22 protein-coding genes are annotated in these 24142 nt (G+C 32.5%); 12 read left to right on the plus strand and 10 right to left on the minus strand.

All coding sequences use genetic code 11. From position 1 onward, the window contains the following. Positions 1-8: 8 nt before the first annotated feature. From E5167_RS04570 to E5167_RS04580, 3 genes are all read right to left on the minus strand, one after another. Positions 9-371, minus strand: coding sequence for a cupin domain-containing protein (locus E5167_RS04570; RefSeq protein ID WP_136841491.1), 363 nt, complete (start codon positions 369-371; stop codon positions 9-11). A 1-nt stretch (position 372) separates the two neighbouring features. Further along, a complete protein-coding gene (locus E5167_RS04575) occupies positions 373-927 on the minus strand; it encodes a hypothetical protein (protein ID WP_136841493.1) in 555 nt (184 codons plus the stop codon). A gap of 67 nt (positions 928-994) precedes the next feature. Further along, complete coding sequence (locus tag E5167_RS04580; protein WP_136841887.1) at positions 995-2545, minus strand: helicase HerA-like domain-containing protein; 1551 nt, start codon at positions 2543-2545, stop codon at positions 995-997. Positions 2546-2650: 105 nt separating this feature from the next. On the opposite strand from E5167_RS04580, the gene E5167_RS04585 reads away from it, so the two are divergent. Next, positions 2651-3280, plus strand: coding sequence for a 7-carboxy-7-deazaguanine synthase QueE (locus E5167_RS04585; RefSeq protein ID WP_136841495.1), 630 nt, complete (start codon positions 2651-2653; stop codon positions 3278-3280). A 53-nt stretch (positions 3281-3333) separates the two neighbouring features. Here the strand turns inward: E5167_RS04585 and E5167_RS04590 are convergent, their stop codons facing one another. Both E5167_RS04590 and E5167_RS04595 read right to left on the minus strand, forming a co-directional pair. Then, positions 3334-3867, minus strand: coding sequence for a DUF2911 domain-containing protein (locus E5167_RS04590; protein ID WP_136841497.1), 534 nt, complete (start codon positions 3865-3867; stop codon positions 3334-3336). Between the two features lie 148 nt (positions 3868-4015). Further along, a complete protein-coding gene (locus E5167_RS04595; protein WP_136841499.1) occupies positions 4016-4507 on the minus strand; it encodes a DUF2911 domain-containing protein in 492 nt (163 codons plus the stop codon). A gap of 236 nt (positions 4508-4743) precedes the next feature. On the opposite strand from E5167_RS04595, the gene asnB reads away from it, so the two are divergent. From asnB to E5167_RS04620, 5 genes are all read left to right on the plus strand, one after another. Next, entirely contained in the window at positions 4744-6405 is a 1662-nt protein-coding gene (asnB, locus tag E5167_RS04600) for an asparagine synthase B (protein ID WP_136841501.1), read from the plus strand. Positions 6406-6495: 90 nt separating this feature from the next. Beyond that, a complete protein-coding gene (locus E5167_RS04605; protein WP_136841503.1) occupies positions 6496-7512 on the plus strand; it encodes a dipeptide epimerase in 1017 nt (338 codons plus the stop codon). 312 nt (positions 7513-7824) lie between these two features. Further along, positions 7825-9774 (plus strand): DNA topoisomerase (ATP-hydrolyzing) subunit B, encoded by a 1950-nt coding sequence (gene gyrB / locus E5167_RS04610; RefSeq protein ID WP_136841505.1) that lies wholly within the window; start codon positions 7825-7827, stop codon positions 9772-9774. A 177-nt stretch (positions 9775-9951) separates the two neighbouring features. Further along, positions 9952-10893 carry a T9SS type A sorting domain-containing protein gene (locus E5167_RS04615; protein ID WP_136841507.1) on the plus strand — a complete coding sequence of 314 codons (942 nt, stop codon included), beginning with the start codon at positions 9952-9954 and terminating at the stop codon, positions 10891-10893. A gap of 68 nt (positions 10894-10961) precedes the next feature. Beyond that, a complete protein-coding gene (locus E5167_RS04620) occupies positions 10962-12008 on the plus strand; it encodes a DUF6588 family protein (RefSeq protein WP_136841508.1) in 1047 nt (348 codons plus the stop codon). 83 nt (positions 12009-12091) lie between these two features. On the opposite strand, the gene E5167_RS04625 is transcribed toward E5167_RS04620, so the two are convergent. The 3 genes from E5167_RS04625 to E5167_RS04635 all read right to left on the minus strand — a co-directional run bounded on the left by E5167_RS04625 (position 12092) and on the right by E5167_RS04635 (position 14615). Further along, positions 12092-12673: a porin family protein gene (locus E5167_RS04625; RefSeq protein WP_136841510.1), complete on the minus strand. Its 582-nt coding sequence runs from the start codon at positions 12671-12673 to the stop codon at positions 12092-12094. Between the two features lie 20 nt (positions 12674-12693). Next, positions 12694-13467: a membrane metalloprotease gene (locus tag E5167_RS04630; protein WP_136841512.1), complete on the minus strand. Its 774-nt coding sequence runs from the start codon at positions 13465-13467 to the stop codon at positions 12694-12696. Positions 13468-13562: 95 nt separating this feature from the next. Further along, on the minus strand, positions 13563-14615 hold the full coding sequence (locus E5167_RS04635) for a hypothetical protein (protein WP_136841514.1): 1053 nt from the start codon (positions 14613-14615) through the stop codon (positions 13563-13565). Positions 14616-14828: 213 nt separating this feature from the next. On the opposite strand from E5167_RS04635, the gene E5167_RS04640 reads away from it, so the two are divergent. The 6 genes from E5167_RS04640 to E5167_RS04665 all read left to right on the plus strand — a co-directional run bounded on the left by E5167_RS04640 (position 14829) and on the right by E5167_RS04665 (position 21683). Next, a complete protein-coding gene (locus E5167_RS04640; protein ID WP_136841516.1) occupies positions 14829-15344 on the plus strand; it encodes an RNA polymerase sigma factor in 516 nt (171 codons plus the stop codon). A 51-nt stretch (positions 15345-15395) separates the two neighbouring features. Continuing rightward, positions 15396-16316, plus strand: coding sequence for a FecR family protein (locus tag E5167_RS04645; protein ID WP_136841518.1), 921 nt, complete (start codon positions 15396-15398; stop codon positions 16314-16316). Then, entirely contained in the window at positions 16300-18846 is a 2547-nt protein-coding gene (locus E5167_RS04650) for a TonB-dependent receptor domain-containing protein (RefSeq protein WP_136841520.1), read from the plus strand. Before E5167_RS04645 ends, E5167_RS04650 begins: the two co-directional genes overlap by 17 nt. A gap of 21 nt (positions 18847-18867) precedes the next feature. Further along, on the plus strand, positions 18868-19881 hold the full coding sequence (locus E5167_RS04655) for a DUF6588 family protein (RefSeq protein ID WP_136841522.1): 1014 nt from the start codon (positions 18868-18870) through the stop codon (positions 19879-19881). 126 nt (positions 19882-20007) lie between these two features. Beyond that, complete coding sequence (gene mdh / locus E5167_RS04660) at positions 20008-20934, plus strand: malate dehydrogenase (RefSeq protein ID WP_136841524.1); 927 nt, start codon at positions 20008-20010, stop codon at positions 20932-20934. Positions 20935-21014: 80 nt separating this feature from the next. Beyond that, entirely contained in the window at positions 21015-21683 is a 669-nt protein-coding gene (locus E5167_RS04665) for a hypothetical protein (protein WP_136841526.1), read from the plus strand. Between the two features lie 47 nt (positions 21684-21730). Here the strand turns inward: E5167_RS04665 and E5167_RS04670 are convergent, their stop codons facing one another. Together E5167_RS04670 and E5167_RS04675 are read right to left on the minus strand one after the other, a co-directional pair. Then, the gene (locus E5167_RS04670; RefSeq protein ID WP_136841528.1) at positions 21731-22243 is read right to left on the minus strand and encodes a GNAT family N-acetyltransferase; all 513 of its coding nucleotides are present in this window, start codon (positions 22241-22243) and stop codon (positions 21731-21733) included. A gap of 1 nt (position 22244) precedes the next feature. Further along, positions 22245-23921: a formate--tetrahydrofolate ligase gene (locus E5167_RS04675; protein ID WP_136841530.1), complete on the minus strand. Its 1677-nt coding sequence runs from the start codon at positions 23919-23921 to the stop codon at positions 22245-22247. Positions 23922-24142 lie beyond the last annotated feature (221 nt).

Below are 24142 nucleotides of genomic sequence, written 5' to 3' on the forward strand. Positions count from 1 at the left end.
AATTAAACTTAGCCTTCTCTATTAACCTTGTCTATAGAAAATGCAGGTGAGCAGATTGCCAGATACTCACATGGTTCAGTAAATGGGTTTGAATACTGTACACGAACATTTTTATTAATCTTTATGGATTGTCCAGCTTCTAATACAATGGTTTCACCATCAATAATAAATTGCTTTTTGCCTTTAATGATATAGGTGTATTCATCAAATTCAGGTGTTTGAAAAGGTTCGCTCCAGCCAGCAGGAGCGACCATGTGTGCAATACTTAATTCTGGGTTATTGTTTATTGCATTTCCAAAATGTTCCTCGATAAGTTTACCATCATCAGTAGGAACAATAAAAGGTGATTTTTGTAGGGTGTATTTTTTCATTTTAAAACCACTGAATAAAAAAGTTCTTAATTTTTGCATCGTCAGGAATATGAATGGCTTCAATCTCTAAATTCATGTCTAATCGCATTTCGGGTGGCAACTCTCTCTTATCAATAGTAAAATATGCATTAATGCCATTTACTGAAACAATAACATCCATTAAAGTGTTTTGAATACTGGAAATTTTATAATTATCTCTAATCGATTTAAAAGTACTATTAATGTTTAAACCTTTAGAAGTTTTGTAGCGTTCATCTATAATTCTAATCGTTTTTATTGTAGAGGTAGAATCTTTTGATTTGGCTGGAGATAACACTAATAACTGTTTGCCTCCTTTTTCATAAATATGAATATCGTTGGTGTTACCACTAAACTCACTATTAGTATCTGCGGTAACAATAGAGTCGTTTGAAAACACCATTTTTAAATCTTTAACATGTGTTGAGTCGTTGAGGTTGCCAATATTATTAGGTGAAACTTTGAAAGGGTCTTGCTCTTTGTTACAAGATGTTAATAAGGTAATTGATAGGATTAAGGCTAAAATTGAGTATTTCATATGTTATTGTATAGGTGGTTTTAAATTATTTTAAGTCAATAAAAATTAGTGCATGCTCATAAAGAGCTTATTTCATTGCTTTTTTAAGTACTCCAAATACTGCACGTATAAATGTAGCACTAGTTAATACTTTAACGACAGGATTCTGGCGTTGGTATCTAGAGGACGAACGTCTTCTGGATTTAGATTCTTTTTCTTTTTCAAGTTTTTCACGTTCTTCTTCTAATGCTAAACGTTCTTCTTCTTTTTTCTTTAATTCTTGAGCTTTCTTTATTTTTTCGTTTAGTAACTCATAAGCGCTTTCACGATCTATTTCTTCATTATACTTCAAAGCAAGTTTAGATTCATCCAGTAATTGGTTTAACTCTTTTTGAGTTAAAATATCCATTCTGCTCATTGGAGCTCGCATCATTGTTGCTGCCAAAGGTGTTGGGCGACCTTTTTCATCTAGAGCAGACACTAACGCTTCACCAATACCTAGAGATGTTAATACTTCTGCAGTATCATAATAGTCGGTGTCTGGGTAATTTTGTGCAGTGAGTTTTATGGCTTTTCTGTCTTTAGCAGTAAAGGCACGTAATGCATGTTGTACTTTCAATCCTAGTTGACTCAATACTGCTTCAGGGACATCTGTTGGATTTTGAGTTACAAAATATAAGCCAATACCTTTACTTCTAATAAGCTTTACAATGCTTTCTATTTGGTTAAGTAAGGCTTTTGAAGCTTCATTAAAAATTAAATGGGCTTCGTCAATAAACATAATAAGTTCTGGTCTTCCAGAATCACCTTGCTCAGGAAACGTTTCATAAATTTCAGCAAGTAAGCTTAACATGAATGTTGAAAACAACTTAGGTCTATCTTGAATATCTGTTAATCGAATAATATTAATATAGCCACGACCATCTCTAGTGGTTCTTACAAGGTCTTCAACCTCAAAGCTTTTTTCACCAAAAAATAAATCGCCACCTTGTTGTTCTAACTCGACAATACGGCGTAGAATAGCACCAGTTGAAGCTGTTGAAATTCGTCCGTAGGCTTCTTCAAATTCTTTTTTGCCTTCGTTAGTGGCGTACTGAAGTATTTTCTTAAAATCTTTTAAATCTAGTAGAGGGAGTTTATTATCATCACAGTATTTAAAAATCACCGAAATAATTCCAGCTTGAGTTTCAGAAACGTCTAAAATTCTTGAGATTAACACAGGTCCAAACTCACTTACAGTAGCTCTTAAGCGCACACCATCTTGTTCTGATAACGACATGATTTCAACAGGGAAGGACTTAGGCTCAAAGGGCAAGCCTATTTTTTCGTGACGCTCGTCAATTTTTGGATGTCCAGGACTAGGTTGTGCTAATCCACTAAGGTCGCCTTTGATATCCATTAGTAATACAGGAATTCCTTTCTCACTTAAATTCTCAGCCAATACTTGCAACGTTTTTGTTTTACCAGTTCCTGTAGCTCCAGCAATTAACCCATGTCTGTTCATAGTTTTTAAAGGAACTTTTACATAAGCATTTTTTATAGTTTCTTCATCCAATATTGCCGAACCAAGTGTGATGTAATCACCTTTAAACGTGTTACCTTCAGCTATATGATTAAAGAATTCTTCTTTTCGAGTCATGGTCTGTAAAATTTTCATAAAAATAAGTAATCTTAGTCAAACCAAAATAAAAAAACTTTTAAGTTTTGGGTCTAAACTAGAAACTCTAAACTATCTTTGCGCACGATGAACAAAGAAATTTTAGAACTTGTAAGTAAAGGTGAAATGCTTCCGTTAATGGAAGAGTTTTACACGATTCAGGGAGAAGGATATCACAAAGGTACTGCTGCTTATTTTGTTAGAATTGGTGGCTGTGATGTTGGTTGCCATTGGTGCGATGTAAAAGAAAGCTGGAATGCCAATTTACACCCTCCAACAAAAACAGCTAGTATTATTGAAAACGCTACCAAATATAGTGATACTGTGGTGGTTACAGGAGGCGAACCACTAACTTGGAATATGACCAATTTAACTGAAGGCTTAAAAGCTAAAGGTGCAATGGTGCATATTGAAACTTCTGGAGCTTATGAGTTAACAGGAACGTGGGATTGGATTTGCTTGTCACCAAAAAAGATGAAACTTCCAACCAAAGAGGTGTATGAAAAAGCAAATGAACTTAAAGTAATTGTTTATAACAAAGACGATTTTAGATTTGCCGAAGAGCAGGCTGCAAAAGTAAATGAAGACTGTATATTGTATTTACAGCCAGAATGGAGTAAGCGTGATAAGGTTATTCCTTTAATTGTAGATTATGTAATGAAACACCCAAAGTGGAAAGTGTCATTACAAACACATAAATACTTAAATATACCATAATAAAAAACCCAGATTAAATGTCTGGGTTTTTTAGTGTTATTTATGTAATGTTTCTACATCATAGGAACAGATACTCTAACCTTGTCCCATCCCATGTGCATTGTTCCATCTTTGTCAAATACAATAGAGAAAGCTTCTAGCGATTCGTCAGCCATAGTAGCTTTAGCTTTAATTCTTGCAACGTCATTTGCTTCGTTGTAAAAATAACTTCCCCAAACATTAAGGTCTGAACTTAAAATTAATGTCCATTCTGTTTTACCTGGAATTGCAGACATAGTATAAGTTCCAGCTTTAATTTTTTGACCTCCGAAGGTTACATCCTTATAAAAAGATATTTCTGCAGCTTCGTTAGCACCTAAACGCCATTGTTTTCCGTTAGGAGCAAGTTTATCTAGTGAACGACCATTTAACTGTGGGCGACCGTAAACAATTTTAGCAACTTTATTTGATACTTTGTAATCGTTAGGATGTGAAGCCGCATCCATAGGGCTTTTATCTAGATCAGGAAATTTTTGAGCATTTATATTTGTTGTTAATAACATAATAAATGCAAAAGCAATAGTTGTGATTAATGATGATTTTTTCATGATTAGTTTTGTTTAATTAGTGATTTAAAAATATTGAATTTATTGTTTATGAGTCGAAAGGTTTTGTTAAACTTAACAAGTCAGCAAAGATTTTTATAAAAAAACCTCATAACGTTGAGGCTTTAATAAATTATTTAAAAACTAAATATTAATTAATAGGAATAAAAATGGTTACTTTTTCCCAAGCAAATTGTACTCCTTTTTTACCGACATGAAAAGCCATTTGTTCAACACTTTTATCACCTTTCTTAGGGTTAACCTTTAAACGGATTAAATCATTTTCTTTGCTGTATCCGTTAGATCCCCATGCATCGTTCTTCTTGCTAAATACAATAATCCATTGTTCTCCTTCATTTGGAATAAAGAACAATCCATACTTGCCAGCTGGAACTTTTTGATCACCAACAGTTACGTCCTTGTCAAATGAAATTGTAGTATTTTCATTTGCTCCCGCTCTCCATACTTTTCCGTAAGGAACTAATTCTCCCCAAATTACTCTGTCTCTAACGCTTGGCGCACCATAATCGACCTCAACAGCTACAGCGCCAATATTTCCTGTTGCTTGTTTTCTTGGGCTTTGTTGAGCAAATGTAACAGTTGCTACTACTAATAATACGAGTGTAATCCTTAATTTTTTCATATTAAATTTTTAATGTTTTTGAATTTTCAAAATATTGAATACAAAATATAAAATTTGCAAGGTTTTGTTAAAACTTTACAAATCATAAATCTAAAGTGTAAATTTTACTGATTATGGTTTTAATAATGTATAAATTTATAGAAATAAGTTTCATATTGTAATTATTATTTGTAAATATGTTTATAATTTAATATGTTATTTGCACATTTGTACTATAATAATTAAAGGATTGAATTATGTGTGGTATTGTATGTGCCTTCGACTTAAAAAAAAAATCAGAAAAATTAAGACCTCAAATTCTAGAAATGGCTAAGACCATTCGTCACCGTGGACCAGATTGGAGTGGTATTTACAGTGATGATAAAGCTATTTTAGCTCATGAACGTTTGGCAATTGTGGATCCAGCTTCAGGAAAGCAACCTTTGTTTAGTGAGGATAAAAAACTCGTTCTTGCTGCCAATGGTGAAATATATAATCATCGTCAACTACGTAAGCAGTTTCCGGACTATAGCTTTCAAACTGAAAGTGATTGTGAAGTTATTTTAGCTTTATATAAAGAAAAAGGTTTCGATTTTATTGACGAAATGAACGGCATTTTTGGATTCGCCATTTATGATGTTAAAAGAGATGAATATTTCATAGCACGAGACCATATGGGAATTATTCCTTTGTACATTGGTTGGGACAAGCAAGGAACTTTTTATGTCGCATCTGAGCTGAAAGCCTTAGAGGGTGTATGTACAAAAATTGAACTGTTTCCTCCAGGTCATTATATGAGTAGTAAAGATGGTGAGTTTGTACAATGGTACAAACGCGATTGGGAAGATTATGATGCGGTAAAAGACAATAAAACAGAAATAGCAGAAGTGCGTCAAGCGCTAGAAGATGCAGTACATAGGCAGTTAATGAGTGATGTGCCTTATGGGGTGTTATTGTCTGGAGGATTAGATTCTTCAATTACTTCAGCTATTGCAAAAAAATATGCTGAGCGACGTATAGAAGCAGATGATAAAGAGCAAGCTTGGTGGCCACAATTGCATAGTTTTTCGGTAGGATTGAAAGGTTCACCAGATTTAAAAGCAGCCAAAAAAGTGGCAGACCATATTGGAACAGTTCATCATGAAATAAAGTTTACTATACAAGAAGGTTTAGATGCTATTAAAGATGTAATCTATCAATTAGAAACCTATGATATTACTACTGTAAGAGCGAGTACGCCAATGTATTTAATGGCAAGAGTTATTAAATCTATGGGAATAAAAATGGTATTATCAGGTGAAGGAGCAGACGAATTATTTGGAGGTTATCTTTACTTTCATAAGGCACCAAACGCTAAAGAATTTCATGAAGAAACCGTTAGAAAATTGAGTAAGCTGCATATGTACGATTGTCTTAGAGCAAATAAGAGTTTGGCGGCCTGGGGAATTGAAGGACGTGTACCATTTTTAGATAAAGAATTTATAGATGTTGCTATGCGCATTAACCCCCAAGATAAAATTATAAATGGTGAACGTATGGAAAAATGGGTCATTAGAAAAGCATTTGAAGATATGTTGCCAGAATCTGTAGCCTGGAGACAAAAAGAACAGTTTAGCGATGGTGTTGGTTACAGTTGGATTGATACTTTAAAAGAAGTAGTAGAGCAAGAAGTAACAGATGAGCAATTGGAAAACGCACATTTTAGATTTCCAATACAAACACCACAAAGCAAAGAAGAGTACTATTATCGCACTATTTTTGAATCACATTTTCCAAGTGATGCAGCAGCATTAAGTGTACCGCAAGAACCAAGCGTCGCTTGTAGCACAAAAATTGCATTAGAATGGGACGAAGCATTTAAAAACATGAACGACCCATCTGGTAGAGCAGTGGCAAAAGTGCATGACGACGCATATTAGAATAACTAATTTGGTTGGTTAATTAGTTATTTAAAGAGGTTGGCAAATTTTGCCAACCTCTTTTTGCTTAAATAAATTATATTTGATGTCATGAAACTAACCCTTCAATCACAACTGTATAAGCTTTTTTTAAAGCATCCATTCACAATTTCTAGGTTTACAAGAACTCATCAAGACACAGTTATTGTATCTGTGTCTGATGGTGTAACAACAGGTTATGGCGAAGCTATTCCATACGCTTTTTATAATATAACACTTAAAATGATAGAGCAATCTGTCGTAAAATCAAGAGCTGTTATTGAAAATGCTTTTGGGATGCATCCAAACGATTTATGGGAATATCTTGAACCAAATTTAAAAGACGATTATTTTACGTTATGCGCTATTAATTGTGCTTATTGGGATTATTACGCTAAATCTCAAGACAAAACCACAAGAAGCTATTTTTGTGATGATACTAAGACAGCGCCATTAAGCGATTACACCATTGGAATTGATTCTATTGAGGTAATGAAACAAAAAATTTTAGAAACACCATGGCCAATTTATAAAATTAAACTTGGGACTGAGCATGATGTGGAAATTGTCTCAGAACTTAGAAAAATAACTGATGCTGTATTTAGAATTGATGCTAACTGTGCTTGGACTGTGGAAGAAACCTTGTTTAATGCTATTCAGCTAAAGAAACTAGGTGTAGAATTCATAGAACAGCCACTAAAAGCAGAAGATTGGGAAGGCATGAAACGCTTGAAAAGAGATTGTATTTTGCCTTTAATGGCAGATGAAAGTTGCCAACGTTTAGAAGACGTAGAACAATGTGCCGAAGGATTTCATGGTATTAACATAAAGCTTATGAAATGTGGAGGCATAACACCAGCATTAAAAATGATTGAGAAAGCCAGAGCACTTAATTTAAAAGTGATGGCTGGTTGTATGGCAGAATCTACTGTTGGCATCTCTAATCTAGCTCAAATTGCACCACTTTTAGATTATATAGATGCCGATGGAGCAATGTTATTAAAAAACGATACAGCAAAAGGTGTAAAACTGGACTTCGGAAAAATAATATTTCCTGAAGAAAAAGGCTCAGGTATAAGTCTGCTTTAAGTATCCTGAAATTAGCTAAAATTTCACTTTAAATATAATTTGTAAAAGTGAAAAAACCAGTTTAGAGCGACGATTATATTTTTTCTTTTTGTTCATAGGTCTAAAAATCACACCAATCCATTTTAAGATGCTTTTTAGTCGATTTAAGACACTTTTGTGTAATTAACAAATGTTAATAATTATATGATAAATGCAATAAAAACCCTAAAAATGAGGTTTAATAATTGTATATTTGTATGTATTCAGAAGGATGCTTTTTAGTGTCCTTTTTTTCGGAACAAATAAACGTAATTAACAATATTAAATTATAATATGAGTCAAGAAAAAGAAGAGTTTAATAAACACAATTATTCAGCTGATAGTATTCAGGCCCTGGAAGGAATGGAGCATGTGCGTATGCGTCCATCCATGTATATTGGCGATGTAGGGACAAGAGGTTTACATCACTTAGTTTACGAAGTTGTAGATAACTCTATTGATGAGGCATTAGCTGGTCACTGTAATAACATTACGGTAATCATCAACGAAGATAATTCTATAACGACTGAAGATGATGGTCGTGGTATTCCAGTTGATCTTCATAAAAAGGAAGGTGTTTCTGCACTTGAAGTAGTAATGACTAAGATTGGAGCTGGAGGTAAGTTTGATAAAGATTCTTATAAAGTATCTGGTGGTCTGCATGGTGTGGGTGTAAGTTGTGTTAACGCTTTGTCTGAACATCTAAAGGCGACTGTCCATAGAGGTGGTAAAGTATATGAACAAGAATACGAGCGTGGTAAAGCATTATATCCTGTAAAACCGATTGGTGATACTGATAAACGCGGTACTATAGTTACATTTAAACCAGATCCTCAAATTTTTACTCAGACACTCGAGTATAGCTATGATACGCTTGCAAGCAGATTACGAGAATTAGCGTATTTAAATAAAGGGATTACGATTCATCTAGTTGATAAACGTACAAAAAAGGAAGATGGGGAATTTGAAGGAGAAACATTTCATTCTGAAGAAGGACTAAAAGAATTTATTAAGTTTCTAGATAGTAATCGTGAGCCTTTAATGAAAGATGTTATTGCTTTTGAAGGAGAAAAAAACGGAGTTCCTGTTGAGGTAGCCATGGTGTATAATACGTCTTATGCAGAGAATTTACATTCGTATGTAAATAATATTAATACACACGAAGGAGGTACCCATTTAACTGGATTTAGACGTGGTTTGACTCATACTCTAAAGAAGTATGCTGATGAATCAGGAATGCTAGATAAGTTAAAGTTTGATATTTCTGGAGACGATTTCCGTGAAGGCTTAACAGCAATTGTGTCTGTTAAAGTTCAAGAGCCACAATTTGAAGGGCAAACAAAAACCAAGTTAGGTAACAGAGAGGTTTCTGCTTCAGTGAGTCAAGCAGTTTCTGAAATGCTGACCGATTATCTAGAAGAACACCCAGATGATGCTAAAATTATTGTTCAAAAAGTAATTCTTGCTGCTCAAGCACGTCACGCTGCTCAAAAAGCACGTGAAATGGTACAGCGTAAAACAGTCATGAGTATTGGTGGTTTACCAGGAAAATTAAGTGATTGTTCAGAACAAGACCCTGCAAAATGTGAAGTGTTCCTTGTTGAGGGAGATTCGGCAGGTGGAACGGCAAAACAAGGTCGTGATAGAGCGTTTCAGGCTATTTTACCATTACGTGGTAAGATTTTGAATGTTGAAAAAGCCATGTCGCATAAAGTTTTTGAAAACGAAGAGATTAAAAATATATTTACAGCACTTGGTGTTACAATTGGAACAGAAGAAGACAGTAAAGCCCTTAATCTTTCAAAATTGCGTTACCATAAAATAGTAATTATGTGTGATGCCGATATTGATGGTAGCCATATTGCCACATTAATTTTAACGTTCTTCTTCCGTTATATGAAGGAGTTAATTGAAAATGGTCATATATATATTGCAACACCACCTTTATATTTAGTTAAAAAAGGAGCAAAAAAGCAATATGCTTGGAGTGATAAAGAGCGTGATGATATTGTTGCTGAATTTGGCGAAAACTCAAAAATTCAACGTTACAAAGGTCTTGGAGAAATGAACGCTGAACAACTTTGGGATACAACTATGAATCCTGAATTTAGAACGATGCGTTTAGTACAAATTGATAATGGTATTGAAGCAGACCGTATTTTCTCTATGTTAATGGGAGATGATGTACCGCCACGTAGAGAATTTATTGAAAAGAATGCTATTTATGCTAATATAGACGCATAGAAATTCAGCATGTTTTTTAAAAGCAGCAATACTATTAATTAAAATAGTATTGCTGCTTTTTTTATGTAAAAAAAACACAAGTAAATCGATTAAGTGTTATTTTTTTACGATTAAGTGTTGTTTTTTGAAATATATTACTTATGTTTGTTGTTCATTAATAACCTAAAAAGCCTTTTTATGAAAAAAGTTTGTTTAGTTTTTATTGCAGTGTTTATATCCTTATCATTTAATATAGAAGCGCAAAATATTACAATTATTAATAGTCAGGAATCTGTTGCCCATACTATGGATCAAGTATGGTATGATAAAGCAGTTGGGATGGGTTATAGTCCAACGATTGTCCCTCAAAATACTTTAAATGCTTTATCTAATTTGAGTGCTACGGATGTTCTTATTGTAGCTTCAGGGACGCAAACATTAAGTGCAACACAATTACAGACAGTAAAAGATTTTATATCAGCTGGAGGACCAGTATATATTCAAGCAGAATATTTACCAACTATAGCAGGTTCAGTCAATTTTGAGTCAATAATGGATCATATTGGTGAAGATTTTTCATGGACATCATCAATTTTTAATTCTGTTACAGTTATTGTTTCGGGTGAGCTATCTACCACACCTAATAGTGTGACTTCTTTTAATGGATTTTCATATGGATCTGTTGGGGCAACTACTTCAACTAAAATTGAAAAATTTCTTGAATATTCAGGAATGTTCGTGGGTTTTAGTTATCACGATGATTCTTCTTCTAATGGAGATGTGATTACAACTAGTGATCAAGATTGGTTGCGCCTTGACAAGTCTCCTGAATTAGTTGGTAATATGCTTAATAGTTTGGTGCAATCCACAGCTCCTTTGTCAATTATCAAAAATGAGTTTGAAAATAGCATTATTGGTTATCCCAATCCAACCAATGGAGATTTTTTGGTTGATTTCAAGAAAGAATATTCTTTAGTTAATGTTGATATAATAAATGTTAATGGACAGCTAATTAGTAGTGAACAAATTCAAAATTCTAAAGAAATCAAGCTAAATTTTGAAAAGTTAAGAAGAGGATTTTATTTTACTAAAATAACAGCTGATAAGAAAACAACTGTATTAAAAGTATTAAAGAAATAGATATAAATAATAAAGATGTATAATAAAATAAGTTTTTAAAAACTTACTTAACCCAAATTTATCATACTATGAAAAAGTTAACCCTCTTATTGTCGCTTTTTGTAGCGATGCAATCAGTACATTCACAAGAGCTTGAGAGCTTACTATTAGCCTCTGAAGATGCTAGTAAACTAACCGAAAGCTATATAAATCCAGTTATGAAAGGATTAATGTATAGCATGAATGGTAGTTGGGCTACTACAGGTAAAGTTCATAAAACCCTAGGATTCGATTTAACGATTAGTGCAAATGCTTCATATGTGCCAGATGCAGATAAGCTATTTGCCTTTATACCTAGTGATTATAATTATTTAACATTGCCTAATGGAGAAACATCCCTTCCAACTATAATGAGTGATAATGATTATGAAACAACTGTAGATGTTGAGATAGATAATGGTGATGGCACCTATAATGTTGCGAGTTTTGAAATGCCAGGAGGAATTACCAAAGATTTACCAATAAATGCAGTGCCAGCACCTATGGTGCAATTAGGAATAGGACTCCCTACTAAAACAGACTTAAAACTACGTTACGTTCCAAAACTTAATTTTGATGATTCGGTTGAAGCTAATTTAATAGGTTTAGGATTACAGCATGATATCACGCAATATTTAGGACCAATAGATAAATTGCCTTTAAGTTTGTCTATACTTGGAGCATTTACAAACATGGATGTATCATATGCTATTGAAGACGAAGATCCTTCAGATGATGTTACCGTTACCAATGGAGAAGCTGCTTTCGAAATGAAAACCTGGACAGTTCAAGCTATAGGATCTTTAGACTTTAAAATAATAACCCTTTATGGAAGTCTTGGATATAATGGTGGAAAATCATCTATAAAATTAAAAGGAACTTACGATTTAGAATATGATGTAGAAGATGGAAGTGGTAATGTTGTTGGGACATATAATGACTCGGTGACCAACCCAATAAATTTAAATTTTGAATCAACCGGTGTTAGAGGAACATTAGGAGCTAGATTAAATTTAGCATTTTTTAAAATATTTGCTGATTATACTTTACAACAATATAACACACTATCTGCTGGAATAGCTTTTAGTTTTAGATAATATAACATAATAACCAATATTATAAACAAGAAGAAAGCGTGAGATAATATCTTACGCTTTCAATATTTGGGGCAAAAAATAAATTAAAAATCAAATCCAATAGAGAAATGCCATATTCTATTTTTTGGTTTCCCTTCGTCATATACGTCTCCAAGACCTAAATGATACCTGACTCCAAGGGAAACTCCTGAATCTGTTTTAAAGCCACCTCCAAAATTAACTCCCCAATCAAAATTACTTGGGTTAAGCTCTTTTGAAGTATCAAATAAATTAAAGCTATCATCAAATGTTTCATTGTGTGAAACAGCTAAACCTATTTGAGGTCCTGCTTCGAAAAAGAAATTTGTGTTTGGATATAGCTTAAGCATTATAGGTAGGTTTATATAATCTAACTTTTGAGTGAAAGTCCCGCCATTATCATTTATCTCATAACCTTGTTGAGAGTATAATAACTCTAGTTGAATAGAGAAATCTTCACTAGCAAAAGTTTCGGTGTAAAAACCTAAGTGAAACGCATGCCTTTGACCTGTTTCTGATTCGCCATCTAGACTAACAGCAGCCAAGTTATATCCTAATTTTAAACCAGTATTGTTTCTGTCGCTTTGTGCATTTATTGTAAATAGGACACCTAATAAAAGTGTTAATGTTATAAATTCTGTTTTCATCTTTCTCATGTTTTTAATTATTACTTTCCTCCATTTGCTTGTAAATCAGCAATACATTGAGCATCTAATTCAGGTGCACTGCTTACTCCAATTAAATTGCTTAAACCACTATCTGTTTCTGCAGACCAATACATTAAGCAACTTTCTACATTACAGTGTTTTGGATGTTGAGTATCTTCATGGTTGCTTTGTAGTGTAGCTCCAAGATTTGTTAATCCTAGTATGTGCCCAAACTCGTGTGTAATGACTGTGGCTTCTAATATACTTGTACTAGGTTGTAATGCGTTACCACTTAAATCTTGAATAGTTTCCTCATAAATTACAAACGATGTATTTCTATAGGCAGTACCTAAAACAACTCCATTATTTGTATTGCTTGCTGAAGAACCATCAGCAAAAAATACCCATACAGCAATTTGGTTATTGGTGTTAAATTTTGTTCTGTTTTCGTCTTCAATGTTAATAATGTCTTCGATTGAATAAGGAGCAGTTCCATGAGATGAAATTGCTCTTATTTCAATAGTTATACCATTTGGTTTATTAATTCTTGCTTCTAAAAAAGATCTAAAATTATTTATAGCACTTTGCGTTGGTTTATAATTTTCCACATAAACAAGCTCGATAATTATACTTGTAAAAGTATCATCAGACAATAAGTCGTTTGAAGAACTGCCAGTGGTTTTTTTATTTTCTATTGTATTATTTACAGGGTTTTCTTGATTTACGCCCTCACTAGAACAAGAGAGGATAATCATTATTAAACCTGAAAAAAAGATATGTGCTATTTTTTTCATTCTATATTTTTTGTAAATGAGCTGCTGTTAATATTAACAGCAGCATTATTAAAAATTAATTAAACCAAATTAACTAAGTTATAGTGTTATGTATATTAAATTTTGTTAAGAATTAATATAACAGCAGCATCAGTTGTGCTTTTTAATGAAACACTAGTGCTGTTAAAGCTGGTAACTTTCCATGTGTGGTTTAACAAGTTAAAAGTTGTGTTGCCTGTAAAGGTTAGGTTTAAAAACACTTCAGTTTCTGAGGTTACTTGGTAAGTACCTTCAACATTTTCTATCGCTACATTAACAACATTTGTTGCTTCAACTGTTAAATCGTTTGCGAAGTCTATGGTGTATTCTACATAATCGTTTGCGGTTTCAACTCCAGAGTTTATGAAAGATTGTACTTTAAAGTTTGTTTCCACTAAGAAATCTTCTAAAGCTTCAGCCTCTTCTTCAGCTTCTTCTTCTAATTCTTCTTGATCTAAACAATCATTAATGCTGGATTGTAAGTCAATATCACTATTAATAGTTATTTCAGTGTCATCACTTAATGTTGCAGTAATTGGATAGCTAACAGCAAATAGTTCTCCGCTTTCAAAATTATCCATATAAGTATATAATTCTTGCTCGCTTTCAAGTACTATACTTCCTGTTTGTTCGAAATTTAAACTATATGTCAAAATGGTGATTGGGAAATTAATATCTAAGCACGAAATAGCGTCTTCAGCTTCGTTTTCGGCTTCTTCACAAGCATCAATTAATGCGTTATACTCAGTTTGATTAGACACAACTATTGTAGTATAGTTACTTAATTGTACTGTAATTGGAAATTGAAAAACAACTGTATCATCATCGTCATTAAACTCTCCAAAAATATTTAAGACTTGTTGATAATCTATTTGATTTAGTATAGTAACTTGAGTTCCATTAACAGTTGCTGTTACTGGAAGCAATACAGATGAGCAAGAAACGCCATCTAAGAAATCATCAAAAGAACCATCGTGCATTGAAGAACGCTCTAAATTTTTAGCAGTTCTTGAGTTGGCACTGTTGGTATTTGGGTTTTGTCCATTCTCATTATCTATTTCATCTTGGCAAGATGTAAAAGATAATAATGAGGTTAACATAATAGCGGTGATAAGTTTTAAATTTTTCATAATCTTTTTAATGTTTAGAAATTTGCTTTTTTCTTTTTCATAGCGATTTTTCGCCTTTGTATAAGTAAGACACCTTCGTTTAAATTTACCCTACCTAAGTTTGTTTTTTTTAATTAAACTAATAATTTTACTTTGTACAGATATATGACAACAGAAAATTAAATTACCCTACTTTTGTGTGGAAATTATGTGTTTTTAAATGAACTATAACTTATGAATGAAGAGAAACCAAAATTATGTAAAGAAACATACTTTAATGCTTTTTATTTAGAACACGCCCAATCTGCCAGCAATTTTGCTTTTTATAAATGCGGTGATAAAATGAGTGCTTTAGATTTAGTACAAGAAGCATTCACTAAGATATGGGAAAATTGCTCTAAGATAGATTTCAATAAAGCAAAAACATATTTATTCACTACAGTTAATAATTTATTTTTAAATACAGTTAAGCATAATAAGGTTGTTATGGAGTATGCTAAAACTGTTCCTTATGTAGATACTAATAACCAAAATCCAGAATATTTACTTGAAGAAGAGGAGTTTAAACAAAAGTTGCAAAAAGCTATTTCTATATTAACTGATGTGCAGCGTGAAGTTTTTTTGTTAAATAGGATTGAAGGAAAAAAATATAGAGAAATTGCTGAAATGCTTGATATTTCACAGAAAGCAGTAGAGAAAAGAATGTCAGGAGCCTTAAAAATATTAAGAGAAAAAATAGAAAATATATAACAAGGTAGGGTAAATTAAAATATAGTTGTCTTAAAGTTGTACGTGTTAAAAATGAAAGAAGAAAAAAACATATTAAAATGGTTTAATAACGAGCTTTCTGAGAAGGAAGTTGAAGATTTAAAACAATCTGAAGACTTTGATACACTAAAAAAAATAGCTCACTATAGCTCGTTTATGCAAGCACCTAAAATTGATGTAGAACAAGCATTACTAGATTTTAAGAACAAACATGCTGTTAAAAAAGAAGTAAAAGTTAGAAAACTAAACTTTCAAACTATTTATAGAGTAGCTGCAATAGTTATACTTATGCTGAGTGTATCTTATTTTGTATTTTTCAATAATAATGTATCAATTAATACAGATTTAGCACAAACAAAAACATTTAGTCTTCCTGATGAATCTGAAGTCATTTTAAATGCAGCTTCAACATTACATTACAATAAAAAGAAATGGAAAACTTCTCGAGATTTAGAGCTTGATGGTGAAGCCTTTTTTAAAGTGAGTAAAGGACAAAAATTTACAGTACATACCGATGTTGGTTCGGTACAAGTGTTAGGAACACAATTTAATGTAAAAGAGAGAGATAATTATTTTGAGGTACAATGTTACGAAGGTTTAGTTGGTGTAACTTATAATAACACTAAGGTGAAGCTTTCAAAAGGAAAAACGTTTAGAATAATTAATGGAGACATAAAAGAGATTGAAGATTTTAACAAATTATCACCTTCGTGGATAGATTCTGAGTCTAGTTTTACCGAAGTGCCTTTGTCTCAAGTTATTCAAGAGCTTGAAAGACAATATCAAATAAAAATAACGATAGATAATGATGTAGATACTGCTAAACTTTTCACAGGAACATTTACACACAACGATAAAAATATAGCATTACAATCTGTAACAGTACCATTAAAATTGAGTTATGAAATAGATAGAAATAACGTGACGTTTTATAATTATGATGGAACAAAGTAGGCTTGTAATTTATGTATTGTTATTAACTAGCTTTTTGGGTTACGGACAAATTCAAGAAAAAAAAGCCTTATCTCAAATCATGAACATTGTTGAGAAAAACTATAATGTTAAGTTTTCTTACTCAGTTAATGATGTGAAAAATATTTTCATTGAAGCACCAAGCAATTCACTAACCATTACCGAAATTATAAGTTACCTAAATAAGAATACGCTATTAAATTTTGAACTCTTAAATGATAGATACATTACGGTATCTATATTAAATAAAACAATTTCTATTTGTGGTATTGTAACTGGAAATTCAAATAACGATGCACTTTTTGGAGCTTCAATAGTTGTATTAAACACAGACAAAGGAACAATTGCTAACGAAAATGGCAGTTTTAATTTAGAAAATGTTTCAGCTAATGCACGTATTCTAATTTCTTATTTGGGATATAAATCTCAAGAATTCTCCGCGAAAGACTTATTTGCAAAAGATAATTCATGTAGTACAATTCTGTTGGAAGAAGCTAACTTAGAGTTAAACCAAATATTAATAACCAAGTTTTTAACAACCGGATTACAAAAAAATATTGATGGAAGTACTGTGTTGAATACTAAAAAATTTGGGATTCTTCCAGGGCTTACCGAACCAGATGTGTTACAATCCATACAAGCATTACCAGGCATCGAAAGTACTAATGAGAGTATAGCAAATATTAATGTAAGAGGAGGAACAAATGATCAAAATTTAATGTTATGGGATCATATAAAAATGTATCACTCAGGACATTTTTTTGGGTTAATTTCAGCCTATAATCCGAATGTAACAAGCAAAGTTATTGTTACTAAAAATGGTACTAGTAGTCAGTATAGCGATGGCGTATCAAGTACAATAAGCATGTTTACCAATGATAATTTGACGAAGAAATTTTCTGGAGGCGCAGGTATAAATTTAATAAGTGGCGACGCTTTTTTGGAAATCCCTATTACAAAGCAATTAGAGTTGCATGTTTCTGGTAGGCGATCTTTTACTGATGCATTTAGTACCCTAACATATGAAAACTATTTTGATAGAAGTTTTCAAGATAGCGATATTAATACTAATTCAGAAACTATTGAAAACAGTGATACTTCTTCCAATTTTGTGTTTTACGATTATACAGCTAAGTTGTTATTTGATTTAAACGATAAGCATTCCTTTAGAGCAAATTTTATTGGTATAAAAAATGAATTAGATTATTCTGAAAGTATTACAGATAATTTTAACAAAACCAACACAAAAGAAAGTAGTTTGTCTCAAGATAACTTAGGGTTTGGAGGTAATTGGAATGCACAATGGTCTAATAATTTTTCAACTAATTTAGTTAGTTATTACTCGCAATATAATGTTGATGCATCCGATTTTAGAGTTGAAACTGATCAGCTTTTAACTCAAGCAAATGAAGTATTGGAAACAGGATTAAAACTAAACTCATTTTATAAAGTAAATAATTATTTAACCTTGCTAAATGGCTATCAATTTAATGAAACTGGTATTTTAAATGAAACAACTGTAACAGCACCTTCATATGAAAGAACTAAGAAAGATGTATTGTTAAACCATGCTTTATATACTGAAGCTGAATATCATAAAGGAAGCACTTATGCTAGAGTGGGAGTACGCCTTAATTACTTTCAAAAATTCAGTAAGCTTATAGTAGAGCCTAGAATTAATATTAGACAAAAAGTAGGGAAAGGTTTGGCTTTAAAATTAGAAGGTGAATTTAAAAATCAGTCTGCTACGCAAATAGTAGATTTTCAAGATGACTTTTTAGGCGTAGAAAATAGACGCTGGATTTTAGCTAACGAGCAAAGCATACCAATTTCAACTAGTAAACAAGGGTCTTTTGGAGTAGAGTACAGTGAAAATAATTTGAATATTGATGTTACAGGATTTTATAAAAAGGTAGAAGGTATTACAGCAAGTAATCAAGGTTTTTACAATAATTTTCAATACCTAAGTGCTACAGGAAATTATAAAGTAAAGGGCATTGAGTTTTTAGCTAATAAAACAACTAACAATTATAGTGCATGGGTAAGTTATACGTACAGTATTAATGATTATAAGTTTGAAAACTTTACACCAATGGTATTCCCAAATAATGCCGATATAAGACACTCCGTTTCTATGGCAGTAAACTATAACGTGTTAGAAAATTTAAAGCTATCAATCGGTGGTATTTGGCGTTCAGGACAACCTTTTACTAGGCCTGTTGAGGGTAATGAAACAGTACAAGATAGAAATAACACCTTTGTTAATTACGATACACCTAATAATGAGAACCTTGAAAGTTTCAAGAGATTGGATGTATCGTTAAGCTATAACTTTAATATATCCACTAAAACACCTGCAATATTAAGAGCTGGAATTATTAATCTTACAAATCAAAAAAATACTATTAATAGGTATTACAAAGTAGATCCAAATAACTCTAATAAAACAATTCAAATAGATAACCTATCATTAAAAATAACTCCTAATGTAAGTTTAAGAGTGAAATTTTAGAAACCCAAATGTATTATAATTATGAAAAACCTATCACTTTTTGCATTGTTATTTATGACAATGTTTTTATTAAATGCACAAGAAAATATAGATGAGCTTTTAGCAGCTGGTGTTAAAGACGCTAAAACATTTACAACCTATTATATCGCTCCATCTTCCGAAGGATTAGCTTTCGGGATTAACAATGGGTGGTTTAATAAAGCAACCACATCCAAACGTTTTAAATTAGAATTTTCAATACTTGCAAATGGCTCATTTATTAAAGATGAAAAGAAATCATTTACAATGAATGTGTCAGACTATGAAAACATAAGGTTTTCAGATAATAGTCCTTCAAAAACAGTAGCAACATCTTTAGGTCATAACGACCCAGATGTTTCGGTATTTGTAACGTATAACGATCCTATTTTTGGAGAGCAAGAAGTAGAAGTTACTTTGCCAACAGGTATTGGAGCTACAAATATAAGCTTAATACCAACGGCATATTTACAAGCTAGTTTTTCACCTTTTAAAGGAACAGAAATTAAAGGAAGATTTTTTCCTAAAGTAAATATCGAAGATGCTAATATTGGTTTATATGGTGTAGGCATACAACAGGAGTTTACTAGGTGGTTACCAGCTGAAAAAGTTTTTCCAGTAGCTGTTTCAGGAGTGGTAGCTTATACGCGTTTAAACGGGAGTTACGATTTTACAGACACAGGAATTGTAGATGGTGAAAATCAACAAATAGAAACTATTGTAAACACGATGCTATATCAGCTAGTTGTAGGAACTAAGTTAAAGATGATAAATTTTTATGGAGGTTTAGGATATGTAAGCGGAAAATCGACAACCAACTTGTTAGGAACTTATAGAGTTTCCAATGGAGTTGTGTTTGCTGATGAAATAGTAGACCCTTTTTCAATTAAGCAAGATGTAAAAGGTGTAAGAACAAGCTTAGGAGCTAATTTGAAGTTAGGCTTCTTTGCACTAAATGCCGATTATACTTTTGCTGAGTTTGACAGTGCCTCATTAGGAATCAACTTTTCGTTCTAAAAAAAGTTTTTTTATTTTAAAGGCACCTTATTTAATTTGGGTGCTTTTTTATTTACAGCATATTTATTCGTAATTTTGCAGTCTTTAAAACAACACAATACAAACTTAAAATTAAGAAAAGAAAAAATGAAAGTAACAGTAGTAGGAGCAGGAGCTGTAGGTGCTAGTTGTGCCGAATATATAGCTATTAAAAATTTTGCATCAGAAGTCGTTTTATTAGACATTAAAGAAGGGTATGCCGAAGGAAAAGCAATGGACTTAATGCAAACAGCTTCATTAAATGGGTTCGATACAAAAATAACAGGAACTACAGGAGATTATTCAAAAACAGCCAATAGTGATATTTGTGTAATTACTTCAGGCATTCCTCGTAAACCAGGAATGACTCGCGAAGAATTAATAGGTATTAACGCAGGTATTGTAAAAACAGTAGCTTCTAGTTTAATTGAGCATTCTCCAAACACTATTTTAATAGTTGTGAGCAACCCAATGGATACAATGACATATTTAGCTCATAAAGCAACTGGCTTACCAAAACATAGAATTATTGGAATGGGAGGTGCTTTAGACTCAGCTCGTTTTAAATATAGATTAGCTGAAGCATTAGGAGCTCCTATTAGCGATGTTGACGGAATGGTAATTGGAGGTCATAGCGATAAAGGTATGGTGCCATTAACCGCTCACGCAACTAGAAATAGCGTAAAAGTAACAGAATTCTTATCTGCCGAACGTTTAGATCAAGTAAAAGAAGATACTAAAGTTGGAGGCGCAACACTTACCAAATTATTAGGAACATCTGCTTGGTATGCACCAGGAGCTGCAGTGTCTGGTTTAGTACAAGCCATCGCTTGTGACCAACAAAAAATGTTTCCTTGCTCAACATTGTTAGATGGTGAATATGGATTAAGTGATTTATGTATAGGTGTGCCAGTAATTTTAGGAAAAAACGGTATTGAAAAAATCGTCGAAATAGATTTAAGCGACGCTGAAAAAGAGCATATGCAAGAAAGTGCAGAAGGTGTTAAAAAGACTAACAGCTTGTTAGACATATAATAGTATATTAAAAGTAGAATATTGAAAAGATTGTTTCATACATTTGTGAAACAATCTTTTTTATTAATAAAAAATTAAATATGAAAAAAATACTAGTATTAGTAGTTGCACTTACATTAAGTTTTGCAGGGTTTTCTCAAAGTAAAATAAATGAAGGAATGCTTGTGATAACTCAAAAAATGACAAGTGATAATGAGCAAATGAATGCACAGATTTCAATGATGGGTGATACTAAAACAACTACCTATTTTAAAGGCGAAAAATCTAGAACAGAAGTTTCTAGCTCAATGACAGGTGATGTTGTAGTTGTTGCAGATGGTGAATCAGGAGAAATGATTACATATATGGATAACCCAATGTTGGGGAAAAAATATATGAAAGGCTCTGTTAATGATTCGCAAGTAGATCCAAGTAAAGTTACTGTAAAAAAAGGAGATAAAACCAAGACAATATTAGGATATAAGTGTCAGCAATACTTTTTAACAGCCGAAGTACAAGGACAAACAATGGAAATGGAACTATATACCACTGAAGCTATCAATGCATATTCTCAACAAACATCTGCTTTTAGTAAAGAACTTAAAGGATTTCCTATGTATTTAACGGTTAATATGTCGCAAATGGGCATGAATATAACTATTACAAGTGAAGTAACTAAAATCAATAAAAATGCAGTTGCTGCTGATAAATTTAGTATGGTTGTACCAGAAGGTTACGAAGAAATGACGCAACCTGAAATTAAAAACTAAAAAGAAATTACTTTAATAAAAAACCAGCCTTTTGGCTGGTTTTTTATTTATATTTCAAATCTAGACCCATAAACAGAAACATTGTCTTGCTCAAAATCTATTTCTGAGAATCGACTAAACCCCATACGTTCATACATTTTCCAAGCTAGCATCATGGATTTGGTTGAGTGTATAACAAGATGTTTGTGACCTTCTTTTTTTGCTTGATTGATACAAGTATTAATTAGTAATTTACCTAAGCCTTTTCCTCTTGTTTCCGGATTTATGGCTAATAATCTAAAAGCTGCAGCTTTTTGGTTAGCGGTTGCTTTTCCTCCAGCGCCATAATAACTTATGTCACCAAAATACACTAAACCTCCATCAACCTTCCCTTGCTTAGAAATTGCAACAAACAGTTTAACTTTTGGTTGTTTTGTAAACTCACCTACATTTTTAAGTACATGATAGTAACTAGGAATTTCATCTTGTTTTGGAAACCCTTTTAATTGTGAGTAAACTAATACCATTAATTTTCCCAATTGAGAATATTCCTCTGGTTTAGCTTCTCTTATTTTGTGCATTTTATGATAGTCCTGAAATTACACCTTCTTTGTCAATGGTCATGCCTTCAGATGCAGGAATAGCTGGTAACCCAGGCATACGCATCATTTTACCAAGAATAGGAATAATAAATTGTGCACCAGCAGCAATTTCTATTTCGCGAACGGTTACTTTAAAGCCAGTTGGCCTTCCAATAAGCTTATCGTCGTCTGAAAAAGATTTCTGGGTTTTTGCCATACAAATTGCAAAATCATTAAAGCCTAAACGATCAATTCTGCGTAGGTTTAATTCGGCTTTTTTATCATAAATCACGCCATCAGCGCCATATATTTCTTTAGCTATAGTTTCAATTTTTTCCTTTACTGGGCTTTTCCAGTCGTATAAAGGCTTATACTGTGTGGCTTTATTTTCAACTACATTTATCACTGCATTGGCAAGGTCTTTTGTTCCTTCGCCTCCTTTTTCCCAACCTTCAGATAATACAGCTTGAACACCTAAACTTTCACAAGTTGTTTTAATGTAATCAATTTCTTTTTCCGAGTCTGATACAAAAGCATTGATAGCAACTACTGGCTCAATATTATATTTTCTAATATTTTCAATATGTTTTTCTAGATTTTTGAATCCGTCTTTTACAGCATCTAGGTTAGGCGTATTATAATCTTCTTTTTGTGCTCCTCCATGATGACGCAATGCTCTAACAGTAGCAACTAAAACAACACACTTTGGGTTTAAACCAGCGTAAGCCGATTTAATGTTTAAGAATTTTTCTGCACCTAAATCTGCTCCAAAACCAGCTTCGGTCACTACATAATTAGATAGTGATAATCCCATTTTAGTCGCAATAATTGTATTGGTTCCTTGTGCAATATTGGCAAAAGGGCCACCATGAATAATCGCAGGGTTTTCTTCTAAGGTTTGAACTAAGTTAGGTTTAATAGCTTCTTTTAGTAAAATTGCCATCGCATTTTCGGCTTTTAAATCTCTGGCAAAGATTGGTTTTCTGTCAAAGGTAAATCCAATAAAAATATCTCCTAAACGTTTCTTTAAGTCTTCAAAATCGGTAGCCATACATAAAATTGCCATAACTTCTGATGCAGGTGTAATGTTAAACCCATCTTCACGAGGGATACCATTCGCCGTTCCCCCAAGGCCAATAGTAATTTGGCGTAATGCACGATCGTTCATATCTATAACGCGTTTCCACAAAATAGTACGAGGGTCGATGTTTAAGTTTTGCGTTTTACTTTGTATATTATTATCAATTAAAGCAGATAACAAATTATTAGCTTTTTCAACGGCATTAAAATCTCCAGTAAAATGCAAATTTATATCTTCCATTGGCACTACTTGCGAGTAACCACCACCAGCAGCACCTCCTTTTATTCCAAAAACAGGACCAAGTGAGGGTTCGCGCAAAACAACAGTAGCTTGCTTTCCTACTTTATTTAACCCTTCTGTTAAGCCAATAGAAACTGTTGTTTTTCCTTCTCCAGCAGGAGTTGGTGTAATTGCTGTAACCAATACTAAATTATTGGTTTTAATTTTATTCTCGTCAATAAGATGTAAAGGAAGTTTCGCTTTATACTTGCCATAAAGGTCTAAGTCATCTTCCGAAATATCTAATTTTTTTGCAATGTTTTTAATGTGATTAATATCGTTTGCTTGAGCGATTTCAATATCTGTTAAATGCGCCATAGGTTGTTAGTTTAATTTTAAAAGAGGTTCAATGTAATTAATTTACAGTTAATAAGCATTAGGTCGCTTAAATTTTACTTTGTAAAAAGTAAGCAGCAATAAAAATAGTTAAAATGATAAAAATTTTCGATTAGATTCTTAGAATTTTTATTTCGTCGGACATATTTTTATTTCCATCGGTAACATTCTTTTTTTTTGTATAAAAATCTCAATTATATTGT

This window comes from Pontimicrobium aquaticum, assembly GCF_005047595.1.
Lineage (GTDB): Bacteria > Bacteroidota > Bacteroidia > Flavobacteriales > Flavobacteriaceae > Pontimicrobium > Pontimicrobium aquaticum.

Bases quoted from the DNA above. Each gene is read 5' to 3' on its own strand.
- E5167_RS04570 (WP_136841491.1), bottom strand. From the start codon at position 371: ATGAAAAAATACACCCTACAAAAATCACCTTTTATTGTTCCTACTGAT.
- E5167_RS04575 (WP_136841493.1), bottom strand. From the start codon at position 927: ATGAAATACTCAATTTTAGCCTTAATCCTATCAATTACCTTATTAACA.
- E5167_RS04580 (WP_136841887.1), bottom strand. From the start codon at position 2,545: ATGACTCGAAAAGAAGAATTCTTTAATCATATAGCTGAAGGTAACACG.
- E5167_RS04585 (WP_136841495.1), top strand. From the start codon at position 2,651: ATGAACAAAGAAATTTTAGAACTTGTAAGTAAAGGTGAAATGCTTCCG.
- E5167_RS04590 (WP_136841497.1), bottom strand. From the start codon at position 3,867: ATGAAAAAATCATCATTAATCACAACTATTGCTTTTGCATTTATTATG.
- E5167_RS04595 (WP_136841499.1), bottom strand. From the start codon at position 4,507: ATGAAAAAATTAAGGATTACACTCGTATTATTAGTAGTAGCAACTGTT.
- asnB (WP_136841501.1), top strand. From the start codon at position 4,744: ATGTGTGGTATTGTATGTGCCTTCGACTTAAAAAAAAAATCAGAAAAA.
- E5167_RS04605 (WP_136841503.1), top strand. From the start codon at position 6,496: ATGAAACTAACCCTTCAATCACAACTGTATAAGCTTTTTTTAAAGCAT.
- gyrB (WP_136841505.1), top strand. From the start codon at position 7,825: ATGAGTCAAGAAAAAGAAGAGTTTAATAAACACAATTATTCAGCTGAT.
- E5167_RS04615 (WP_136841507.1), top strand. From the start codon at position 9,952: ATGAAAAAAGTTTGTTTAGTTTTTATTGCAGTGTTTATATCCTTATCA.
- E5167_RS04620 (WP_136841508.1), top strand. From the start codon at position 10,962: ATGAAAAAGTTAACCCTCTTATTGTCGCTTTTTGTAGCGATGCAATCA.
- E5167_RS04625 (WP_136841510.1), bottom strand. From the start codon at position 12,673: ATGAAAACAGAATTTATAACATTAACACTTTTATTAGGTGTCCTATTT.
- E5167_RS04630 (WP_136841512.1), bottom strand. From the start codon at position 13,467: ATGAAAAAAATAGCACATATCTTTTTTTCAGGTTTAATAATGATTATC.
- E5167_RS04635 (WP_136841514.1), bottom strand. From the start codon at position 14,615: ATGAAAAATTTAAAACTTATCACCGCTATTATGTTAACCTCATTATTA.
- E5167_RS04640 (WP_136841516.1), top strand. From the start codon at position 14,829: ATGAATGAAGAGAAACCAAAATTATGTAAAGAAACATACTTTAATGCT.
- E5167_RS04645 (WP_136841518.1), top strand. From the start codon at position 15,396: ATGAAAGAAGAAAAAAACATATTAAAATGGTTTAATAACGAGCTTTCT.
- E5167_RS04650 (WP_136841520.1), top strand. From the start codon at position 16,300: ATGATGGAACAAAGTAGGCTTGTAATTTATGTATTGTTATTAACTAGC.
- E5167_RS04655 (WP_136841522.1), top strand. From the start codon at position 18,868: ATGAAAAACCTATCACTTTTTGCATTGTTATTTATGACAATGTTTTTA.
- mdh (WP_136841524.1), top strand. From the start codon at position 20,008: ATGAAAGTAACAGTAGTAGGAGCAGGAGCTGTAGGTGCTAGTTGTGCC.
- E5167_RS04665 (WP_136841526.1), top strand. From the start codon at position 21,015: ATGAAAAAAATACTAGTATTAGTAGTTGCACTTACATTAAGTTTTGCA.
- E5167_RS04670 (WP_136841528.1), bottom strand. From the start codon at position 22,243: ATGCACAAAATAAGAGAAGCTAAACCAGAGGAATATTCTCAATTGGGA.
- E5167_RS04675 (WP_136841530.1), bottom strand. From the start codon at position 23,921: ATGGCGCATTTAACAGATATTGAAATCGCTCAAGCAAACGATATTAAT.